The sequence below is a fragment of the Rhodococcus sp. 06-1460-1B genome (assembly GCF_002258475.1).
In the GTDB taxonomy this organism is placed as follows: Bacteria; Actinomycetota; Actinomycetes; order Mycobacteriales; family Mycobacteriaceae; genus Rhodococcoides; species Rhodococcoides fascians.
In genome coordinates, this window is record NZ_NOYS01000018.1 from 145,514 (window position 1) to 162,498 (window position 16,985).

The following is a 16,985-nucleotide window of genomic DNA, read 5'->3' on the forward strand; positions in this document are numbered from 1 at the left end:
CCCCTACGCCGCTGCGCGAACGACGGCGGTGACCTGCTCGGCCGACAGGTCCGCGAGCGCCACGTATCCGCCTCCGAGACAGCCGGCGAAGTCCGCGGCCAATCCCAGGCGCACCATGCCCGACTCGCAGTCGACGACGACCGACGCGATCTTGTCCGCAGCGATGCGGCCGGCGGCGATTCGCGCCCGACCGACGGGATCGGTGCCGCCCGTGGCACGCCCATCCGTCAGAGCGACCACCAACGCGCGCCGCAGCGGGTCTCGAACCTTCTCGCGCAGCACCAACTCTCGCGCGGTCAGGAATCCCTGCGCCAACGGAGACTTGCCCCCGGTCTTCATCTTTCGCAGCCGCGTCACAGCGACATCGACCGAGGACGTCGGCGGCAGTACTGTCTCGGCCTCGGTGCCGCGCACGGTGATGACCGCGACCTTGTCGCGCCGTTGATAGGCGTCACGGAGCAGTGAGAGCACCGCACCCGTCACCGCCGACAGTCGATCTCGCGCAGCCATGGATCCCGACGCGTCGACGACGAAGACGATGAGATTGCCCTCGCGTCCCTCCTTGACGGCTCCGCGCAGGTCCTCGGGTGCCAGTCGCAGCCGCCCGGACGTGCGCCCACGCACCACCTGCTGCTCGGCTGCCGCGAACAACGTACCGATCAGATGCAGACCCCGGCCCGGTTCGACGGTGGGACGAACCGACCGTCCGTACGAGGACCTCGACCGCGAGCGCCTACCCGGAGCACCTTCACCGACCCCGGGAAGCTCGATGAGCCGCGCCTTGAACTGCGCGCCCGGCGTTCCCGCCTGCCGATCGCTGCCCGCACCGGTCGGGGCCTTCTCCTGGCTGTCGGCCGGTTCCTGCGGGGCGTCGGATTCCGTGCTCGACGGCGCGTCGGAATTATCCGCCGCGTCGGGCTTCGGTGCTCCTCCATCACCGTCGGGATCCGGCTCCGGCTCGGGATCGGGTTGCTGCTCGGCCTGTTCGGCGGCGTCGCGCATGGCGTCGTCGAGCTGCTTGTCGTCTATACCGGGCTCGTCGAAGGGGTCGCGTCGACGCCTGTGCGGTAGCGCCAGTTCCGCCGCGACGCGCACGTCCTCCTCGGTCACCTCGCTCGCGCCTCGCCACGCGGCGTGGGCCGAGGCAGTACGCGCGACCACCAGGTCTGCGCGCATACCGTCGACGTCGAACGATGCGCACAGCGCGGCGATGCGCCGAAGTTCCTTGTCGCTCAACACCACATCGTCGAGGATCGAGCGTGCGGCCACGATCTGCGCTGCAACGACGGCTTCCTCGTCGACGTACGCGGCCGCGAACGCGTGGGGATCACGCTCGTAGTTCATACGCCTGCGCACGACGTTCATGCGCACGTCCACATCACGCGACGCGGTGACCTCGACCGCCAGACCGAATCGGTCGAGCAACTGTGGCCGGAGCTCTCCCTCCTCGGGATTCATCGTGCCCACGAGGACGAATTGTGCTGGGTGAGAATGCGATACGCCGTCTCGTTCGACATGTACGCGACCCATCGCCGCCGCGTCGAGCAGGACGTCCACAAGATGGTCGTGCAACAGGTTCACTTCGTCGACGTAGAGCACGCCGCGGTGTGCTGCTGCGAGCAGGCCGGGTTGGAATGCTCGTTCCCCGTCGCGCAGTACCTTCTCGAGGTCGATGGACCCCACCACGCGGTCCTCGGTCGCTCCCACCGGAAGCTCGACCAGCTTGGCCGGGCGGGCACCGTCCTCGTCCTCGACGGCCGGCAGCAGAGTTGCGAGCGCGCGAACCACCGTCGATTTCGCGGTCCCCTTCTCGCCGCGCACCAGCACACCGCCGATACCGGGGTGCACCGCGCACAGGATCAACGACAACCGCAGCTGATCCTGACCGACGATCGCACTGAACGGATACCCCGGTTCGGGGACACTGCTCTCTCGCTGCACAACCAATTCCCTTCGTGCTCGGAGTTCCGCGCCGAGCGTTCGGTGGACTACACGAAGCCGGGCGGCGATCTGGCTGACAGGAGAACACTCCTGATCACAGTGGCGGGACCGCGCCTGATTCTCACAGGACTTCTCCGCACTCGACTTCGAACGGAACACTACCGCCGAACGAACGAATGCCACACACGCCTGGACGTGTGTGGCATTCGTAGCTTCGGATCCGAACGGGCTGTTACGCCTCGCTCCAGGCGGTGCCGCCACCGCGACGCATCGGAGTGTGCGGAATACCGTCCTCGAGTACTTCCTCGCCGTCGGGCAGGAAGCCGTGCTTGGCGTACATGTCGACGAGGTAGCTCTGCGCGTTGATCCGGCACGGTGCCGAACCGACCTCGGCCAGGGCGGCCCGCAGAATTCGCGTGGTGTGTCCCTGTCCCCTGGCCGAACGCTGGGTGCACAGGCGGCCGATACGGAACGCCTTCTCGCCGTCGTCGTGCTCTTCGAGCAGACGCAGAGTGCACACCACTTCACCGTCTCGTTCGAGCCAGAAGTGCCGCGTCTCGGTCAGCAGGTCGCGTCCGTCCAACTCCGGATAGGCGCAGGCCTGCTCGACCACGAACACCTCGACACGCAGCTTCAACAGGTCGTACAACGTGCTGTTGGACAGGTCTAGTGCCCACGATCGTTTGAGAGCTGCTGCTTGCGTATTCATACCTTTTGCTATCACACACCCGTGTGCTGTGCGAGCTCACGCGAACTTTCCAGCTCCAGCGTCTTCGAGGTCCAGGCCCAGACCTCGTCGAACAGCGAGCTGTTCTGAGCCAGTTTGACCCCCAGGGACGGGACCATTTCCTTGAGCTTGGGCTGCCACGCGTCGTACTTGTCTCCGAAGCACCGCTGGAGCACGTCCAGCATGGCCGGTACGGCTGTCGATGCGCCGGGAGAGGCACCGAGCAGGCCCGCGATGCTGCCGTCGGCAGCGTTGACCACAGCCGTACCGAACTCGAGAACGCCGCCGCGTCCCTTCTTGCGGATCACCTGCACACGCTGGCCGGCCGTGACCAGCTCCCAGTCCTTGGCGACGACGGTCGGCGCGAACTCCCGCAGAGTCTCGACCCGATCGGCCTGCGACTGAGCCAACTCGCTCACCAGGTACTTCACGAGCCCGAGCTCGGTCACGCCGACGCCGAGCATCGACATCAGGTTGCCCGGCTTGACCGAGCCGGGCAGATCGGTGATCTTGCCCTGCTTGAGGAACTTCGGTGACCATCCCGCGTACGGTCCGAACAACAATCCCTGCTGGCCGTTGATGACGCGCGTGTCGAGGTGCGGCACCGACATCGGCGGTGCTCCCACCGAGGCCTTTCCGTACACCTTGGCCGAGTGCTGCTCGATCAGCTCGGGGTTGGTGCACCGCAGCCATTCGCCGCTGACGGGGAATCCGCCGAAGCCCTTGATCTCGGCAATGCCCGACTTCTGCAGCAGGTGCAGCGCGCCGCCGCCCGCCCCGACGAACACGAACTTGGCGTTGACGGTCTTCTTGGCACCGGTGCGCTGGTTCGCCACCTTGACGTCCCACGTGCCGTCGGACTGCTTGGTGATGTTGCGCACATCGTGCCCGAAGTGCACGGTGCCACCCGCAGCGGACAGGTAGTTCAGCAGCTGCTTGGTGAGCGCACCGAAGTCGACGTCGGTGCCTTCCTGACTCCAGTTGAGCGCAACCGGATCGGAGAAGTCACGGCCACGAGCCATCAGCGGCAGTCGCGCGGTGAACTCGTCCTTGGAATCGATGTACTCCATGCCGGCGAACAAGGGGTTGCCGACGAGCGCCTCGTAGCGCGCCCGCAGGTACTTCACGTTGTCCTCGCCGTGCACGAAGCTCACGTGCGGGATCGGATTGATGAAGTTCTTGGCGTCGGAGAGGACGCCGGTCTCGATGCCGTGGGCCCAGAACTGCCGCGAGACCTGGAACTGCTCGTTGACGTTGAGCGCCTTGGCGATATCGACGCTGCCGTCCTTGTTCTGCGGCGTGTAATTGAGCTCGCAGAGCGCCGAATGCCCGGTGCCCGCGTTGTTCCACGCGTCGCTGCTCTCGGCCGCTGCGGCGTCGAGACGTTCGTAGACGTCGATCGACCAGTTCGGCTCGAGCTGACGGAGCAGCGCACCGAGGGTGGCGCTCATGATTCCGGCACCGACCAGAACGACGTCGGTCTTGATCCGCTTACCCTGCTCATCTGTGGACACTGGAGAATCGACTTCCTTGTCTGTAAAGGTCTCGGCCGGTGGCGGTATCGGTCCGAGAACTCTTCTGTAGAGGGTTACTCACCCGATGCGGTCAGGTTACTAGCTGGGCCTACCCCATCGGACACCACGTCAACCTGCTCTCGATTGTGCTCCTCGGACGCTGCCGGCGGCGCCCACTACAGTTGTGATCTGTGACTACCTGGGTTCCCGATGTCCTCGGCGACGGCTACGAACAGACGACCATCCCACTCGGAGACGATCCGGACGGCGAGGGCCAGGTCGAGGCCACTCTGGTGCGGTATCAACCGCCGGGTGTCGCCAACTTCGACCGCGCGGTCATCTATGTCCACGGGTTCACCGACTACTTCTTCCAGCGACACATCGCCGAGCATTTCGCCGCCAAGGGATACGCGTTCTACGCGCTCGACCTGCGCAAATGTGGACGATCGCGCCGTGAGGGCCAGACCGCACACTTCGTGACCGATCTGGCGATGTACGACGCCGAGCTGAACGAGGCGCTGAGCCTGGTGCGCGCCGAGCGCGCGGACGCGCCGGTGCTGCTGATGGCGCACTCCACCGGTGGCCTCGTGTTGCCGCTGTGGCTCAACCGTCTCAACCGTCAGGAAGGCGGCTCGTCCGGGTTGGGCCTGGCAGGCGTCGTCCTCAACAGCCCCTGGTTCGACCTGCAGGGCCCGCCTGCGATACGTAGCGTCGGTACCGCGGCGATCGACGTCATCGGCAGATTCCGGGCCAAGACCCCGGTTCCCGGGGGCGGCTTGGACACCTACGGCCTTTCCCTCGCGGCATCGGAGCAGGGCGAGTGGGATTACGACCTGGACTGGAAACCCCTCGCCGGCTTCCCCATCACCTTCGGCTGGATCCGTGCGGTCCGGCACGGGCATGCCGAGCTGCACCGCGGCCTCGATATCGGAATTCCGTCGCTGATCCTTCGCTCGAAAGTGACGCATTTCTCTCGCCGCTACAGCTCGGCCGTCGACGCGGCCGATGCCGTTCTCGACGTCCGGCAGATCGCCCGTTGGGCCGGCTGCCTGGGTGATCGAACCTCCATCGTCCCCATCGAGGGCGCACGCCACGACGTCTTCCTGTCCACCGAGGGCCCTCGCGCCCAGGCCTTCGAGGAAATGGACGAATGGCTCGAGTGGTTGCACCGAGGAGAGAAGACCGACCACGCGTCGGGCAAGGACCACACCGAGATCGGACACATTTCATGACTGAGCACTTCGACGTCGTCATCATCGGCTCCGGCTCGGGAAACTCGATCGTCGATCAGAGGTTCGACGACAAGAAGGTCGCCCTGATCGAGGAGAATTCGACGTTCGGCGGAACCTGCCTCAACGTCGGCTGTATCCCCACCAAGATGTACGTCTACGCGGCCGAGGTCGCCCGTACCGTGCGAGATTCCGCCAAGTACGGCATCGACGCACACGTCGACGCGGTCCGCTGGCCGGACATCGTCGAGCGGGTCTTCGGACGCATCGACCCCATCTCCGAGGGCGGTAAGCGATACCGGGCCGAGGGCAGCCCCAACGTGACGCTGTTCCAAGGTCACGCGAGCTTTGTCGGGCCGCGCACCATCGACACCGGAACCGGCACGACCATCACGGCCGACCGGATCGTCATCGCGGCCGGCTCGCGTCCCATCGTGCCGCAATCGATCGAAGATTCCGGTGTCGACTACCACACCAACAACGACGTCATGCGTTTACCGGCACTGCCCGAACACCTCGTGATCCTCGGATCCGGTTACATCGCAGCCGAATTCGCGCACGTCTTCTCCGCACTCGGGTCGAAGGTGTCGATCGTCGCCCGCAAGGATTCGCTGCTGCGCGCGTTGGATGCCGATATCGCGAAGCGATTCACCGAGCTCGCCCGGGCCAAGTGGGAAGTTCACCTCGACTCCGGTGACACGCACGGGATTTCCGAGGGCGGACTGCACGGCGTCGAACTCTCGGACGGCACCAAGGTCCTCGGAGACGCGTTTCTCGTGGCCGTCGGCCGCCAGCCCAACGGCGACCGACTGAATCTCGGTGCTGCCGGGATCGAGCTGGACGACGAGGGCCGCATCGTGGTCGACGAGTTCGGCCGCACCACAGCCGAGGGCGTGTTCGCACTGGGCGACGTCTCCTCGCCGTATCAGCTCAAGCATGTGGCCAATCAGGAAGCGCGCGTGGTCCAGCACAACCTGTTGCAGGACGCCTGGCACGGCGACACGTCCGCGTTGCGTACCTACGATCACCGCTTCGTTCCCGCTGCCGTGTTCACCGATCCGCAGATCGCGGAGGTGGGTATGACCGAGGAACAGGCCCGAGACACAGGGCTCGACATCACGGTGAAGGTCCAGAACTACGGCGACGTCGCCTTCGGCTGGGCGATGGAGGACAGCGAAGGGCTGTGCAAGATCATCGCCGAGAAGGGCACCGGCAAGATACTCGGGGCTCACATCATCGGAGCTCAGGCCCCGACTCTCATCCAGCCGCTCATCCAGGCGATGAGCTTCGGACTGTCCGCCCAGGACATGGCCCGTGGTCAGTACTGGATCCACCCAGGACTGCCCGAGGTGGTCGAGAACGCCCTCCTGGGCCTCGACCTGTAGGTTTCGATCACCAGGGGCTGGTGCGGAGCACGATCTCCGTGGCCAGCGCCGCCGGGGCGTCGGCCGCGACATGTTCGACGCCGTCGAGCGCGACGACCCGAAAGTCCGAGTAGACGAAGCGGCCGCTGTTGTCGGCGGACGGACGCATCTCGGAGTTGCCGATGACCAGCGTCGTCGGCAACTCGATTGCGGGGCAATCGGCGTCCCGCACGATGCCCCGATGGTCGGCGATCGCCGGGTGGCAACGATCCACGGCGATGAGGCTGGCAAACCGACCGAATGTCTTCGCCGCCAGTCTCCAGGCCGATTCCGCACCGGCACCGCTCCCGACGAGGTGGACCCACGACAGCTTCAGCTCGTCCAGCAAGGCGAGAACAGCGTCGTCCCCCACTCCGTCGATGTCTTCCACCGCAACGGTTTTCAGATCCGAGTTGTGCAAGCGCTCGCTCACCGAGTCGTAGACATCGACCGAATCGCCGATGTCCGGCAACAGGAGCACGGCGTGCCGACTGTCCGGTCCCGCTACTCGTACCGAAACAGACCCGCCCGCAGCACTCACATGCGTGAACTCCATGGGGACGACGGTACTGCCTCTTGCCAGAACCACACACCGGTTCTATGGTTAGTTACATGAGTAATGAACCAGTGAGGTACCGAACCTCGCCGCCGCGGCGGTGGCTCTGATGGACGAGGGCAGGCCGATCTTCCTGCAGATCGCCGAGCTCGTCGAGAACTCGATCATCGACGGCTCCCTGGCCGAGGAAGAACAGGTTCCCTCCACCAACGAGCTCGCCGCGTTCCACCGCATCAATCCGGCCACAGCAGGCAAAGGGCTCGCGAAGCTCGTCGCCGACGGCGTCGTCTACAAGAAACGAGGGATCGGAATGTTCGTCACCACAGGCGCACGGGACGCACTCCGGTTCCGTCGACGCGATCTGTTCGCCCGTCAGTACATCGACCCGCTGGTCACCGAGGCACGCAAGCTCGGAATGACCGTGGACGAACTCAAGACCATGCTCGACAACTGGGAGGCATCGCGATGAGCATCCACGATATCGGTACGCCCGACGAACTCCGCCGCGTCGTTGCGTCGGCCACACACCTGACCAAGAAGTTCGGCTCGTTCACCGCCGTCGACGACGTGAGCTTCGAGATCGAACGCAACAAGATCTACGGCTTCCTCGGCCGCAACGGAGCAGGCAAGACCACCGTCATGCAGATGATGACCGCCCAGATGCGCGAAAGTGATGGTGAGATCTCGGTATTCGGCGAACGCCCGTGGGAGAACCCACAGGCTCTGAGTCACGTGTGCTTCGTCAAGGAAAGCCAGAAGTATCCCGACGATTTGAAGGTCAAGAACGCCATTGCGCAGGCCTCCCACATTCTTCCGCACTGGGACAACGACTTCGCCGCCGAATTGCTGCGCGATTTCGACCTCCCGTTGGGTCGCAAGATCAAGAAGCTCTCTCGCGGAATGACGTCGGCACTCGGAATCGTCATCGGTCTCGCGTCCCGAGCGCCACTCACCTTCTTCGACGAGCCCTACCTGGGGCTGGACGCAGTCTCACGACACATGTTCTACGACCGGCTGCTGGCCGACTACGCGGAGAACCCCCGAACGGTCGTTCTGTCGACGCACCTCATAGACGAGGTCAGCAATCTGATCGAGCACGTGATTCTCATCGACAAGGGAAGAATTCTGCTCGACGCCGAGTCGGACGATCTGCGCGAGAGAGCATTCGAGATCACCGGTCCGACCGAGGCTGTCGACCGGTTCGCTGCAGAGCATCGAATCTTGCACAGAACTGCTCTCGGCTCGACAGCCCGAGCGACGATCGACGGGCGACTGAACGATCACCAGCAATCCCTCGGCGTGGCGTCCGGTCTCAGCATCGAACCGATTCCGTTGCAGCAGTTGATCATCGATCGAACCACTGCCCATTCCGGATCTATCCACAAGTCGACCACCGCCGAGGAGGCCTTGTCATGAAGCGCATATTGAACGTAGCTCGGGTCCACAACACCTCCTGGGCAACCACATTCGCGTGGCCCCTGGGAATTCTCGTCGCAGTGTTCGTGATCACCTACGGCATCTTCTCGGTAGTTCCGGAAAGCGATTCGGATTTCAGCTTCAGCGGCGGCGTGTTCTCGGTCTATGGGTTCGCTATTGCCTTCTACGTCACGGCTATCACCCAGTGCTTCCCGTACGCCCTGAGCCTGAGCATCACACGTCGCGAATTCCTCACTGCGACAGCACTGGTGGGGGTAGCACAATCGGTCGCCCTCGGCACGATCGTCTACCTGTTGTCGGTCGTCGAAGCCGCGACCGGCGGCTTCGGGCTGAAGATCCGCATGTTCGGTCTGGCCCGCTACGCCACCGACAACCCGCTCCTGCAGTGGCTGACTCTGGTGATCGGGCTACTGCTGATCGGGTCCATCGGGGCGTTCGTCGGAGTCGTCTACCGGCGCTTCCGCACGAACGGTCTGTTCACGCTCGGACTCGCCGGCCTCGTCGTCTTCGGAGGCGGCGCGATCGTGATCACGTGGCAGAACTGGTGGCCCGACGTCGGGACTTTCTTCACCGACACCCCACGCGTGCTTCTGCTGGTGGTCGTTCCGCTCGTGATCACCGGGATCTTCTCGACCGTCAGTTGGATGGGCTTGGTCAAAGCATCTGCGTAACGATCTTTTTCGTCGAGCCGTCGACGCCGTTCTCTATCAGATCGAGAACGGCGTCGATATCGATGTTGCTTTCCACCAGATCCGCCAGCAGATCCAACTGCTGTTCTCGAAGGGCCGCAACCGACGTGTCGGACGCAACCTCGAATCCTGCGCGACCCGCCTTCTCTGCCACCCAGGCGAGAAAGGATCGACGGAAATCATCGGATTCGAGGAGTCCGTGCCAGTGAGTTCCCACGACACCGCCACGCACACTGCCCTCGCCGACGCCCCCCGCGGTCGTCAGCAGCGCATCGTCGTCGTTCCGGACCACTCGTCCATGGTGAATTTCGTACCCCCGCACGGGATCCGAGCCGAATGTGACGGAACGACCACTCACCTGCACGAGTACCTTCTCGGCCGCGAATTGGATGTCGAGATCGAGCAATCCCAGTCCCTCGACCGTTCCGACGCCTGACTCCACGGAATCAGAGATGGTTCGGCCCAACATCTGGTAACCGCCGCAGATGCCGAGAACCGGCCTCCCCGCAGCGGCGCGCTCGGAAAGGGCACGAGCAAGACCGGTGCGCCGCAACCATTCCAGATCCGACACCGTGGACTTGCTGCCGGGGACGACCACCAAATCCGCATCCTCGAGCCGAGAAGGCTCGGTGACCCAGTGCACCGACACTCCGGGCTCGCACGCCAGCGCCTCGACATCGGTCGTGTTGGAGATCCTCGGCAATCGCACCGCCGCCACCCGCAGCCACTGCGAGCCGAGCGGAGGACGGGGCCTGCCGACGGGCGCATCGGGAACGGTGCCGAGCGAATCCTCCGCGTCCATCCACAACCCGTCGGCGAACGGAACGACTCCGTACGTCGGCCGCCCGGTCAACGCCCGCAACTGGTCGAGCCCCGGTGCCAACAGAGCCGGATCACCCCGAAACTTGTTGATCACGAACCCTGCCACGAGAGCCTGATCCTCGGGTGACAACACCGCCACCGTCCCGAACAGGTGTGCCAGCACTCCCCCGCGGTCGATGTCGCCCACCACGATCACCGGCAGCGACGCCGCCCTCGCCAATCCCATGTTGGCCAGATCGGTGGCGCGTAGATTGATCTCGGCCGGTGAACCGGCACCCTCGCAGATCACCACGTCGAATTCGGCACGTAGCGAGGACAACTCGTCGGCGACCACATGCCGGAGCGCCTGCCGATGTTCGATGTAGTTGCTCGCACTCACCTGGGCCACCGCACGCCCGCGCACCACCAACTGCGACGTCCGATCACTGCCGGGCTTGAGCAACACCGGATTGAACCGCACGCTGGGCTCGAGGCCACAAGCGGCCGCCTGCATCGCCTGAGCCCGGCCGATCTCGCCGCCGTCCAACGTGACGACCGAGTTGTTCGACATGTTCTGCGCCTTGAACGGGGCCACCCGAACACCCCGCCGCGCCAGCATCCGACACAGGCCGGCGACCAACACACTCTTGCCTGCATCGGAGGTAGTGCCGGCAACCAGCAGAGCGCCTTTCACGGCAGTATCAGATTTCTATTCACTCCGCAGGCTCCGCTCACGGCAGTATCAGACTTCTATTCACTCCGCAGGCTCCGCTCACGGCAGTGTCAGGATCTCGCAACCCGTCTCGGTCACCACAAGCGTGTGCTCGAACTGTGCGGTCCACTTACGGTCGTGCGTGACCACCGTCCAGCCGTCGTCCCACATCTCGGCGTTGATCGTGCCCAGGTTGATCATCGGTTCGATGGTGAACGTCATGCCCGGCTCGATGATGGTCTCCACCGACGGCTGGTCGTAGTGCAGCACGACGAGGCCGTTGTGGAACGTCGTGCCGATGCCGTGGCCGGTGAAGTCCTCCACCACGCCGTAGCCGAACCGGTGCGCATAGGACTCGATCACTCGGCCGACCACGTTCAGGGCGCGCCCCGGCTTGACCGCCTTGATGGCCCGCATCGTCGCTTCGTGGGTCCGCTCGACGAGCAGGCGCGCCTCCTCGGACACGTCACCCGCCAGGAACGTCGCGTTGGTATCGCCGTGCACACCGTCGATGTACGCGGTGACGTCGATGTTGACGATGTCCCCGTCCTCGATCACCGTCGAATCGGGGATGCCGTGGCAGATGACCTCGTTCAGCGAGGTGCAGCACGATTTCGGAAAACCCTTGTAGCCCAACGTGGACGGGTAAGCACCGTGGTCGACCATGTACTCGTGTGCAATACGGTCGAGCTCATCGGTGGTCACTCCCGGTGCCACGGCCCGGCCCGCTTCCTGCAGAGCGCGAGCCGCGATCTTCGACGCCACGCGCATCTTGTCGATGACCTCGGGGGTCTGCACCCACGGCTCGCTGCCTTCGTTCACGGTCGACTTCCACGCGTATTCGGGTCGCTCGATCGACTTCGGCACGGAGAGGACGGGCGAGACGACGCCTGGCACGAGTGGCTGACGGGGCTTGCTCTCGGCGGTGACAGACATGCCGTCCAGAGTAGTCGTCGCAACCGTGTCCAGAAGAACCAGCGCTGCTGGTCGAGGCCACCGAATCCGCAACCGCGCGACGGGATATGATCTGGGTCACGTTCGCCGTCGACGTACCCGAACCGAGGAAGGAAGCGTCGTGGTCCATTCCAGTCTGTTGCGCCCCCGGGACGGCGATGCCCTTCGCGCCGAACTACGCCAGGTCGCCGCGACGTCCGCCGTGCCCGTCGTGTTCGGCGGGGAAGTGTCCTCGGAAACGCTGCACCTGAGCGAATTTCACGGCACCCGCACGCGTGGGCTGGACGGGCTCGCCATCCCGCCCAGGTCCGGTCTCGGTGGCCGGGTCATGGACCAACGTCGGCCCGCGGCCGTCAGTGATTACGGCGCGTCGATGTCGATCACCCATCACTTCGACCGGCCGGTCCTCGGCGAGGGCCTCAAGTCGATCCTGGCGGTGCCGGTTGTCGTCGCCGGAGCAGCCCGCATGGTGATGTACGCAGCGGTGCGAGAACGCGGCCCCCTCGGTGATCGAGTCGGCGACATCATGACCGCCGCAGCCCGGCGCCTCGGTCAGGAGATCGCCATCCGGGACGAGGTCGACCGCAGGGTGCGCCTCATGGAGAGTGCGCGGGCCACGTCGGACGGGAACCTCTCGCGGACGGCCGAGTTGCGCGGTGTGCACGACGAGCTCGCCGAGCTCGCTCGGTCGATCGGAGACGCGGCGGTCAAGCACAGACTGGACGCGGTCACCGCGCGACTGGCAGCAACGCTCGGTCGGACGGCGAACCAGGACAGCGACTCCGGCGACTCGCAGGCATTGACGCCACGCGAGATCGACGTCATCTCGCAGGTCGCGCTCGGTTGCACCAACGTCGAAGTCGCGGCACGGCTGTCGATCGGTGCCGAGACGGTCAAGTCCTATCTCCGCAGCGTGATGCGAAAAACCGACTCGCACACTCGATACGAAGCGGTTCTCGCGTGTCGTCGACTCGGGCTGTTGTCGGGCTGAATCCGGCCCACCGGCGTAGCGCTCAGTACCCCGGCGGAAGCTGCTCGAACATCTCTCGGGTGACGGCGACCGCATTGTCCGAGCTGCCGCCGCGTACCACCAAGGTCGCGAAGGCGATGTCGCCTCGGTAACCGACGAACCACGAGTGCGATCCGCCCTCGACCTCTGCTTCTCCGGTCTTGCCGTACACCTCGCCCTGGTCGGCGATCCGCTCTGCGGTGCCGCTGGTGACCACCGAGCGCATCATGCCGCGTAACCCGTCGACCATGGCAGGTTCTATCGGTGGATGATCGCCGGTGATGGCGGTTTCCCGTCCGACCAGAAGATTGGGAACCGGTGTGGAGCCGTGGGCAACCGTCGCGGCGGCCAGTGCCATCCCGAAGGTCGAGACGACCACCTTGCCCTGGCCGAATCCGTCCTCGGTGCGCTGGACGAGTTCGTCCGCGGGCGGGACCGAACCCGAGTCGGTCGGCAAGCCCACGACGTCGTAGTCCGGACCGACGCCGAACTGGGACGCGGCCACAGTCAACGCGTCGGGCGACATCTCGCTCGCCAGCTTCGCGAAGGAGGTGTTGCACGATCGGGTGAACGCGGTGCTCATGGTCACGTCACCGAGGGCGAACTCGTTGTAGTTGGGGACGCTTCGTTCGCCGATCTCGATACGACCGGGGCACGGAACGGTGCTCCCCGGGGTCGCGAGTCCGCTGGAGATCGCCGCCCCGGCGGTGATGATCTTGAACGTCGAACCCGGTGGGTAGAGACCGGCCGACGCGACCGGACCGTCCCGATCGGCGGCCGGATTCTGCGCCACAGCGAGGATGGCCCCGGTGGACGGCTGAATGACCACCGTCATGGCCTGCTCGGCCCTGGCGTTCACTGCTCGTTGGGCCGCGACCTGAATATTCCGATCGAGGCTGATCGAGAAGGACGGTGCCGGCTCGGGCGGGGTGTCGGTGAGGACGTCGATGTCGACGCCGTTGCGGTTGCTGGTCACCACGCTCCAGCCGGCCTTGCCGTCGACGTCGTCTATGACGGCCTTCTTGACCTGGCCCACCAGGTCCGGCGCGAAGGTGGGGTCGGTGGACACGAGATCCGATTCGTCGGACGCCGTGACACCGGGAATCTCGGTCAGCGCCGCCGAGATGGGTTCGAAGTCGCTGTCTCGCAGCAGCGCCACCGGGTAGTCGCCGTCGACGGAAGTCGCAGACTCCACGATCGACTGAGCCGTGATCGACGCGTCGAACGGTGTCAGCAGTGTCGACAACGTCGTTGCCGAGGCCACGACGTTGTTCGCGGCCGACGCGTCGAACTTGATTCGATGTACGACCCCGGGCACCAGGACGTCGGTGCCGGAGCGCTCGTTGACGCGAGCGCGTGGTGCAGCCGTCGAGCGCAAGGCCATGGTCTGCGTGTCGCCGAGCTTCGGGTGGATGTCCGAGGCGGTCCACCGCACCACCCACTCTCCCGCACTCCGACCCATGTTCAGTTGGCCGTCGTACGTCCACACCCGATCCTTGGGCAGCTGCCAACGGTAGGTGTAGCCGACCGTGGCGGTGTCGCCGTCGACTCGAACCGACGTCGTCTCGGCGTCGAGGGCCTCTGCTTGGAGATTGGTCCACGCCTCGCTCAGCGCAGCGGCCGCGGCGTCCGGCTTGTCGGTATCGGCGGCGGCCGTGGGGATGTCGTTGGCCTCGAAGGCCGCGAGGAATGCCTGAGCTGCGGGCTCCGGACCGTCGGGCTTGGGTGTACACCCAGTGAGGCAGGCACCGACGACGGCACCGATCACGGTCACCACGCCCAGCCGTCCGCGCATCCAGGTCGCATCACGTGATCTCATTGCGCCCCATCGTAATACGGCCGGTGCGTCGACCACGGCAACGAATCGCGTTTCGGGACAAGCCGATCGAGCGACCGTTCTCAGTCCAGCAGCACCGTGGTGAACGTCGCCACTTGCGTCAAACCGATTTTCGCGTAGGCCCGGCGCGCGACGTAGTTGAAGCTGTTGACGTACAGGCTCGCAGTACGCCCCTGGCGGACGACCGAGTTCACCACGGTCGCCGTTCCGGATGCACCCAGGCCGTGCCCGCGTCGGTCCGGGTGCACCCATACTCCCTGGATTTGCCCGACCGTCCCGGACTGCGAGCCGATCTCGGCCTTGAACACCACGCGGCCGTCCTCGAATCTGGCCCAGGCACGTTGCGCTGCAATGAGACTGGCGATCCGACGCCGGTATCCCCTACCGCCGTCGTTCAGTCGCGGGTCGACGCCGACCTCTTCGATGAACATGGCAACGGCCGCGGTCAGATAGACGTCCAACTCGTCGGGTCGGACAAGCCGAACGAGAGGATCAGGAGAGATGGACGACGGTACCGACGTGGCCAACAACGGTTGCTCACCGCGTACCTCTCGCGCCGGACCCCAATCCGTCTCGAGCATTTCCCACAACGGAAGCGTCAACTCCGCTCTGCCGACCAACGACGAGCACAGACGCGGCCCACGGCACGCGCGGTCCGCGAAAGAACGAAGATCGTCGCTGGAACCGAGCAACGGAACCAGATTCGCACCGTAGAAGCACAGCGACTCGTCCGGACCGCCTCTGCTCCACATCTCGCCGTGGAACGACCTCGGATCGAGGCCCGATTCCTGCACGCGCGCGGCAACCATGCAGGTTGCAACGGGGTCGGCGTCGAGCACCCGGAGCACGTGCGCGACGTCCCGATTACCGAGAGGCTTCGCGCCGAGGAGCTTGAGCACCTACCGACCTCCTGACCCACCTACCGCGTACGCACCGATTCTGAAGCGAATCATTCCAGACAATGTGTTCCCCCGGTGGCAGAGCGGCAAACCGGACGCCGAACAGGTGTACCCGCTCAGCTGACGGTGACCACCGGCGCGCCACCGCTGGCGATCTCGTCCTTCTCGAACTCCTCGGCGATGCGCATCGCTTCCTCGATCAACGTCTCCACGATCTGCGCTTCGGGGACCGTCTTGATGACCTTGCCCTTGACGAAGATCTGGCCCTTTCCGTTGCCCGACGCGACACCGAGGTCAGCGTCGCGGGCCTCGCCCGGCCCGTTCACGACGCAGCCCATGACCGCGACGCGTAGCGGGATCTCCATGCCTTCGAGTCCCGCAGTCACCTCGTCGGCGAGGGTGTAGACGTCGACCTGTGCGCGCCCACACGAGGGGCAGGACACGATCTCGAGTTTGCGCGGGCGCAGATTGAAGGACTGCAAGATCTGGTTGCCCACCTTGATCTCCTCCGCCGGCGGTGCCGACAGGGAAACTCGGATGGTGTCGCCGATGCCCTTGGACAGCAGGGCCCCGAAGGCCACAGCGGACTTGATGGTCCCCTGGAAAGCCGGTCCCGCTTCGGTGACACCGAGGTGCAGTGGGTAGTCGCACTGTGCCGCCAACTGCTCGTACGCAGCGACCATGATGACGGGGTCGTTGTGCTTGACCGAGATCTTGATGTTGCCGAAACCGTGCTCCTCGAACAGGCCTGCTTCCCACAGCGCGGATTCGACGAGCGCCTCGGGTGTCGCCTTGCCGTACTTCTTCATCAGCCGCGGGTCGAGAGAGCCGGCGTTCACACCGATGCGGATCGGAATGTTCGCGTCACCGGCCGCCTTGGCGACCTCCTTGACACGGCCGTCGAACTCCTTGATGTTGCCCGGGTTGACGCGCACCGCTGCACATCCGGCGTCGATGGCCGCGAAGATGTACTTCGGTTGGAAGTGAATGTCGGCGATCACCGGAATCTGGCTCTTCTTGGCGATGATCGACAGCGCGTCGGCGTCGTCCTGTGTGGGGCACGCAACACGAACGATGTCGCAACCCGACGCCGTCAGCTCTGCAATCTGCTGCAGGGTGGCGTTGATGTCGTGGGTCTTGGTGGTGCACATCGATTGCACCGAGATGGGGCTTTCGCTTCCGACACCCACCGACCCGACCTGGAGCTGCCTGGTCTTTCGACGTGGCGCGAGTACGGGCACCGGCGGTGCGGGCATTCCCAATCCGACTGACACGGA

At 65.0% G+C, this 16,985-nt stretch carries 15 protein-coding genes and 1 riboswitch; of the genes, 6 read left to right on the plus strand and 9 right to left on the minus strand.

The features are described from left to right. Positions 1-3 precede the first annotated feature (3 nt). The 3 genes from CH268_RS06725 to mqo form a co-directional block, all read right to left on the minus strand. Positions 4-1,941 carry a magnesium chelatase subunit D family protein gene (locus tag CH268_RS06725; RefSeq protein WP_441346969.1) on the minus strand — a complete coding sequence of 646 codons (1,938 nt, stop codon included), beginning with the start codon at positions 1,939-1,941 and terminating at the stop codon, positions 4-6. A 54-nt stretch (positions 1,942-1,995) separates the two neighbouring features. Further along, a riboswitch (adenosylcobalamin-variant (AdoCbl-variant) riboswitch) is annotated at positions 1,996-2,088 on the minus strand. A gap of 85 nt (positions 2,089-2,173) precedes the next feature. Beyond that, positions 2,174-2,650: a GNAT family N-acetyltransferase gene (locus tag CH268_RS06730; protein ID WP_027496727.1), complete on the minus strand. Its 477-nt coding sequence runs from the start codon at positions 2,648-2,650 to the stop codon at positions 2,174-2,176. Positions 2,651-2,661: 11 nt separating this feature from the next. Continuing rightward, entirely contained in the window at positions 2,662-4,182 is a 1,521-nt protein-coding gene (gene mqo / locus CH268_RS06735) for a malate dehydrogenase (quinone) (RefSeq protein WP_027496726.1), read from the minus strand. A gap of 191 nt (positions 4,183-4,373) precedes the next feature. Here mqo and CH268_RS06740 point away from each other — a divergent pair, with 191 nt between their 5' ends. Next, a complete protein-coding gene (locus CH268_RS06740) occupies positions 4,374-5,414 on the plus strand; it encodes an alpha/beta hydrolase (RefSeq protein ID WP_032383400.1) in 1,041 nt (346 codons plus the stop codon). Continuing rightward, a complete protein-coding gene (mtr, locus tag CH268_RS06745; protein ID WP_094663019.1) occupies positions 5,411-6,796 on the plus strand; it encodes a mycothione reductase in 1,386 nt (461 codons plus the stop codon). The genes CH268_RS06740 and mtr overlap by 4 nt, the downstream gene beginning before the upstream one ends. Positions 6,797-6,803: 7 nt before the next feature. On the opposite strand, the gene CH268_RS06750 is transcribed toward mtr, so the two are convergent. Continuing rightward, a complete protein-coding gene (locus CH268_RS06750; RefSeq protein WP_032366419.1) occupies positions 6,804-7,370 on the minus strand; it encodes an alpha/beta fold hydrolase in 567 nt (188 codons plus the stop codon). Positions 7,371-7,476: 106 nt separating this feature from the next. Between CH268_RS06750 and CH268_RS06755 the strand changes: the two genes are divergently transcribed. The 3 genes from CH268_RS06755 to CH268_RS06765 are packed head-to-tail and all read left to right on the plus strand — an operon-like array spanning position 7,477 to position 9,478. Beyond that, entirely contained in the window at positions 7,477-7,839 is a 363-nt protein-coding gene (locus CH268_RS06755) for a GntR family transcriptional regulator (protein WP_176457871.1), read from the plus strand. Then, complete coding sequence (locus CH268_RS06760) at positions 7,836-8,786, plus strand: ABC transporter ATP-binding protein (protein WP_094663021.1); 951 nt, start codon at positions 7,836-7,838, stop codon at positions 8,784-8,786. Before CH268_RS06755 ends, CH268_RS06760 begins: the two co-directional genes overlap by 4 nt. After that, positions 8,783-9,478: an ABC transporter permease gene (locus CH268_RS06765; RefSeq protein ID WP_094663023.1), complete on the plus strand. Its 696-nt coding sequence runs from the start codon at positions 8,783-8,785 to the stop codon at positions 9,476-9,478. The genes CH268_RS06760 and CH268_RS06765 overlap by 4 nt, the downstream gene beginning before the upstream one ends. On the opposite strand, the gene CH268_RS06770 is transcribed toward CH268_RS06765, so the two are convergent. After that, positions 9,462-10,991 (minus strand): cobyric acid synthase, encoded by a 1,530-nt coding sequence (locus CH268_RS06770; RefSeq protein ID WP_094663025.1) that lies wholly within the window; start codon positions 10,989-10,991, stop codon positions 9,462-9,464. The genes CH268_RS06765 and CH268_RS06770 overlap by 17 nt on opposite strands. Positions 10,992-11,069: 78 nt before the next feature. Beyond that, entirely contained in the window at positions 11,070-11,945 is an 876-nt protein-coding gene (map, locus tag CH268_RS06775; protein ID WP_052060642.1) for a type I methionyl aminopeptidase, read from the minus strand. 139 nt (positions 11,946-12,084) lie between these two features. Between map and CH268_RS06780 the strand changes: the two genes are divergently transcribed. Next, a complete protein-coding gene (locus CH268_RS06780) occupies positions 12,085-12,954 on the plus strand; it encodes a helix-turn-helix transcriptional regulator (protein ID WP_032383405.1) in 870 nt (289 codons plus the stop codon). 22 nt (positions 12,955-12,976) lie between these two features. On the opposite strand, the gene CH268_RS06785 is transcribed toward CH268_RS06780, so the two are convergent. The 3 genes from CH268_RS06785 to ispG form a co-directional block, all read right to left on the minus strand. After that, positions 12,977-14,767 carry a penicillin-binding transpeptidase domain-containing protein gene (locus CH268_RS06785; protein ID WP_094663027.1) on the minus strand — a complete coding sequence of 597 codons (1,791 nt, stop codon included), beginning with the start codon at positions 14,765-14,767 and terminating at the stop codon, positions 12,977-12,979. A 104-nt stretch (positions 14,768-14,871) separates the two neighbouring features. Continuing rightward, positions 14,872-15,708, minus strand: coding sequence for a GNAT family N-acetyltransferase (locus CH268_RS06790; protein ID WP_032366413.1), 837 nt, complete (start codon positions 15,706-15,708; stop codon positions 14,872-14,874). A 116-nt stretch (positions 15,709-15,824) separates the two neighbouring features. Beyond that, positions 15,825-16,964, minus strand: coding sequence for a flavodoxin-dependent (E)-4-hydroxy-3-methylbut-2-enyl-diphosphate synthase (ispG, locus tag CH268_RS06795; RefSeq protein WP_032370959.1), 1,140 nt, complete (start codon positions 16,962-16,964; stop codon positions 15,825-15,827). Positions 16,965-16,985: the final 21 nt, after the last annotated feature.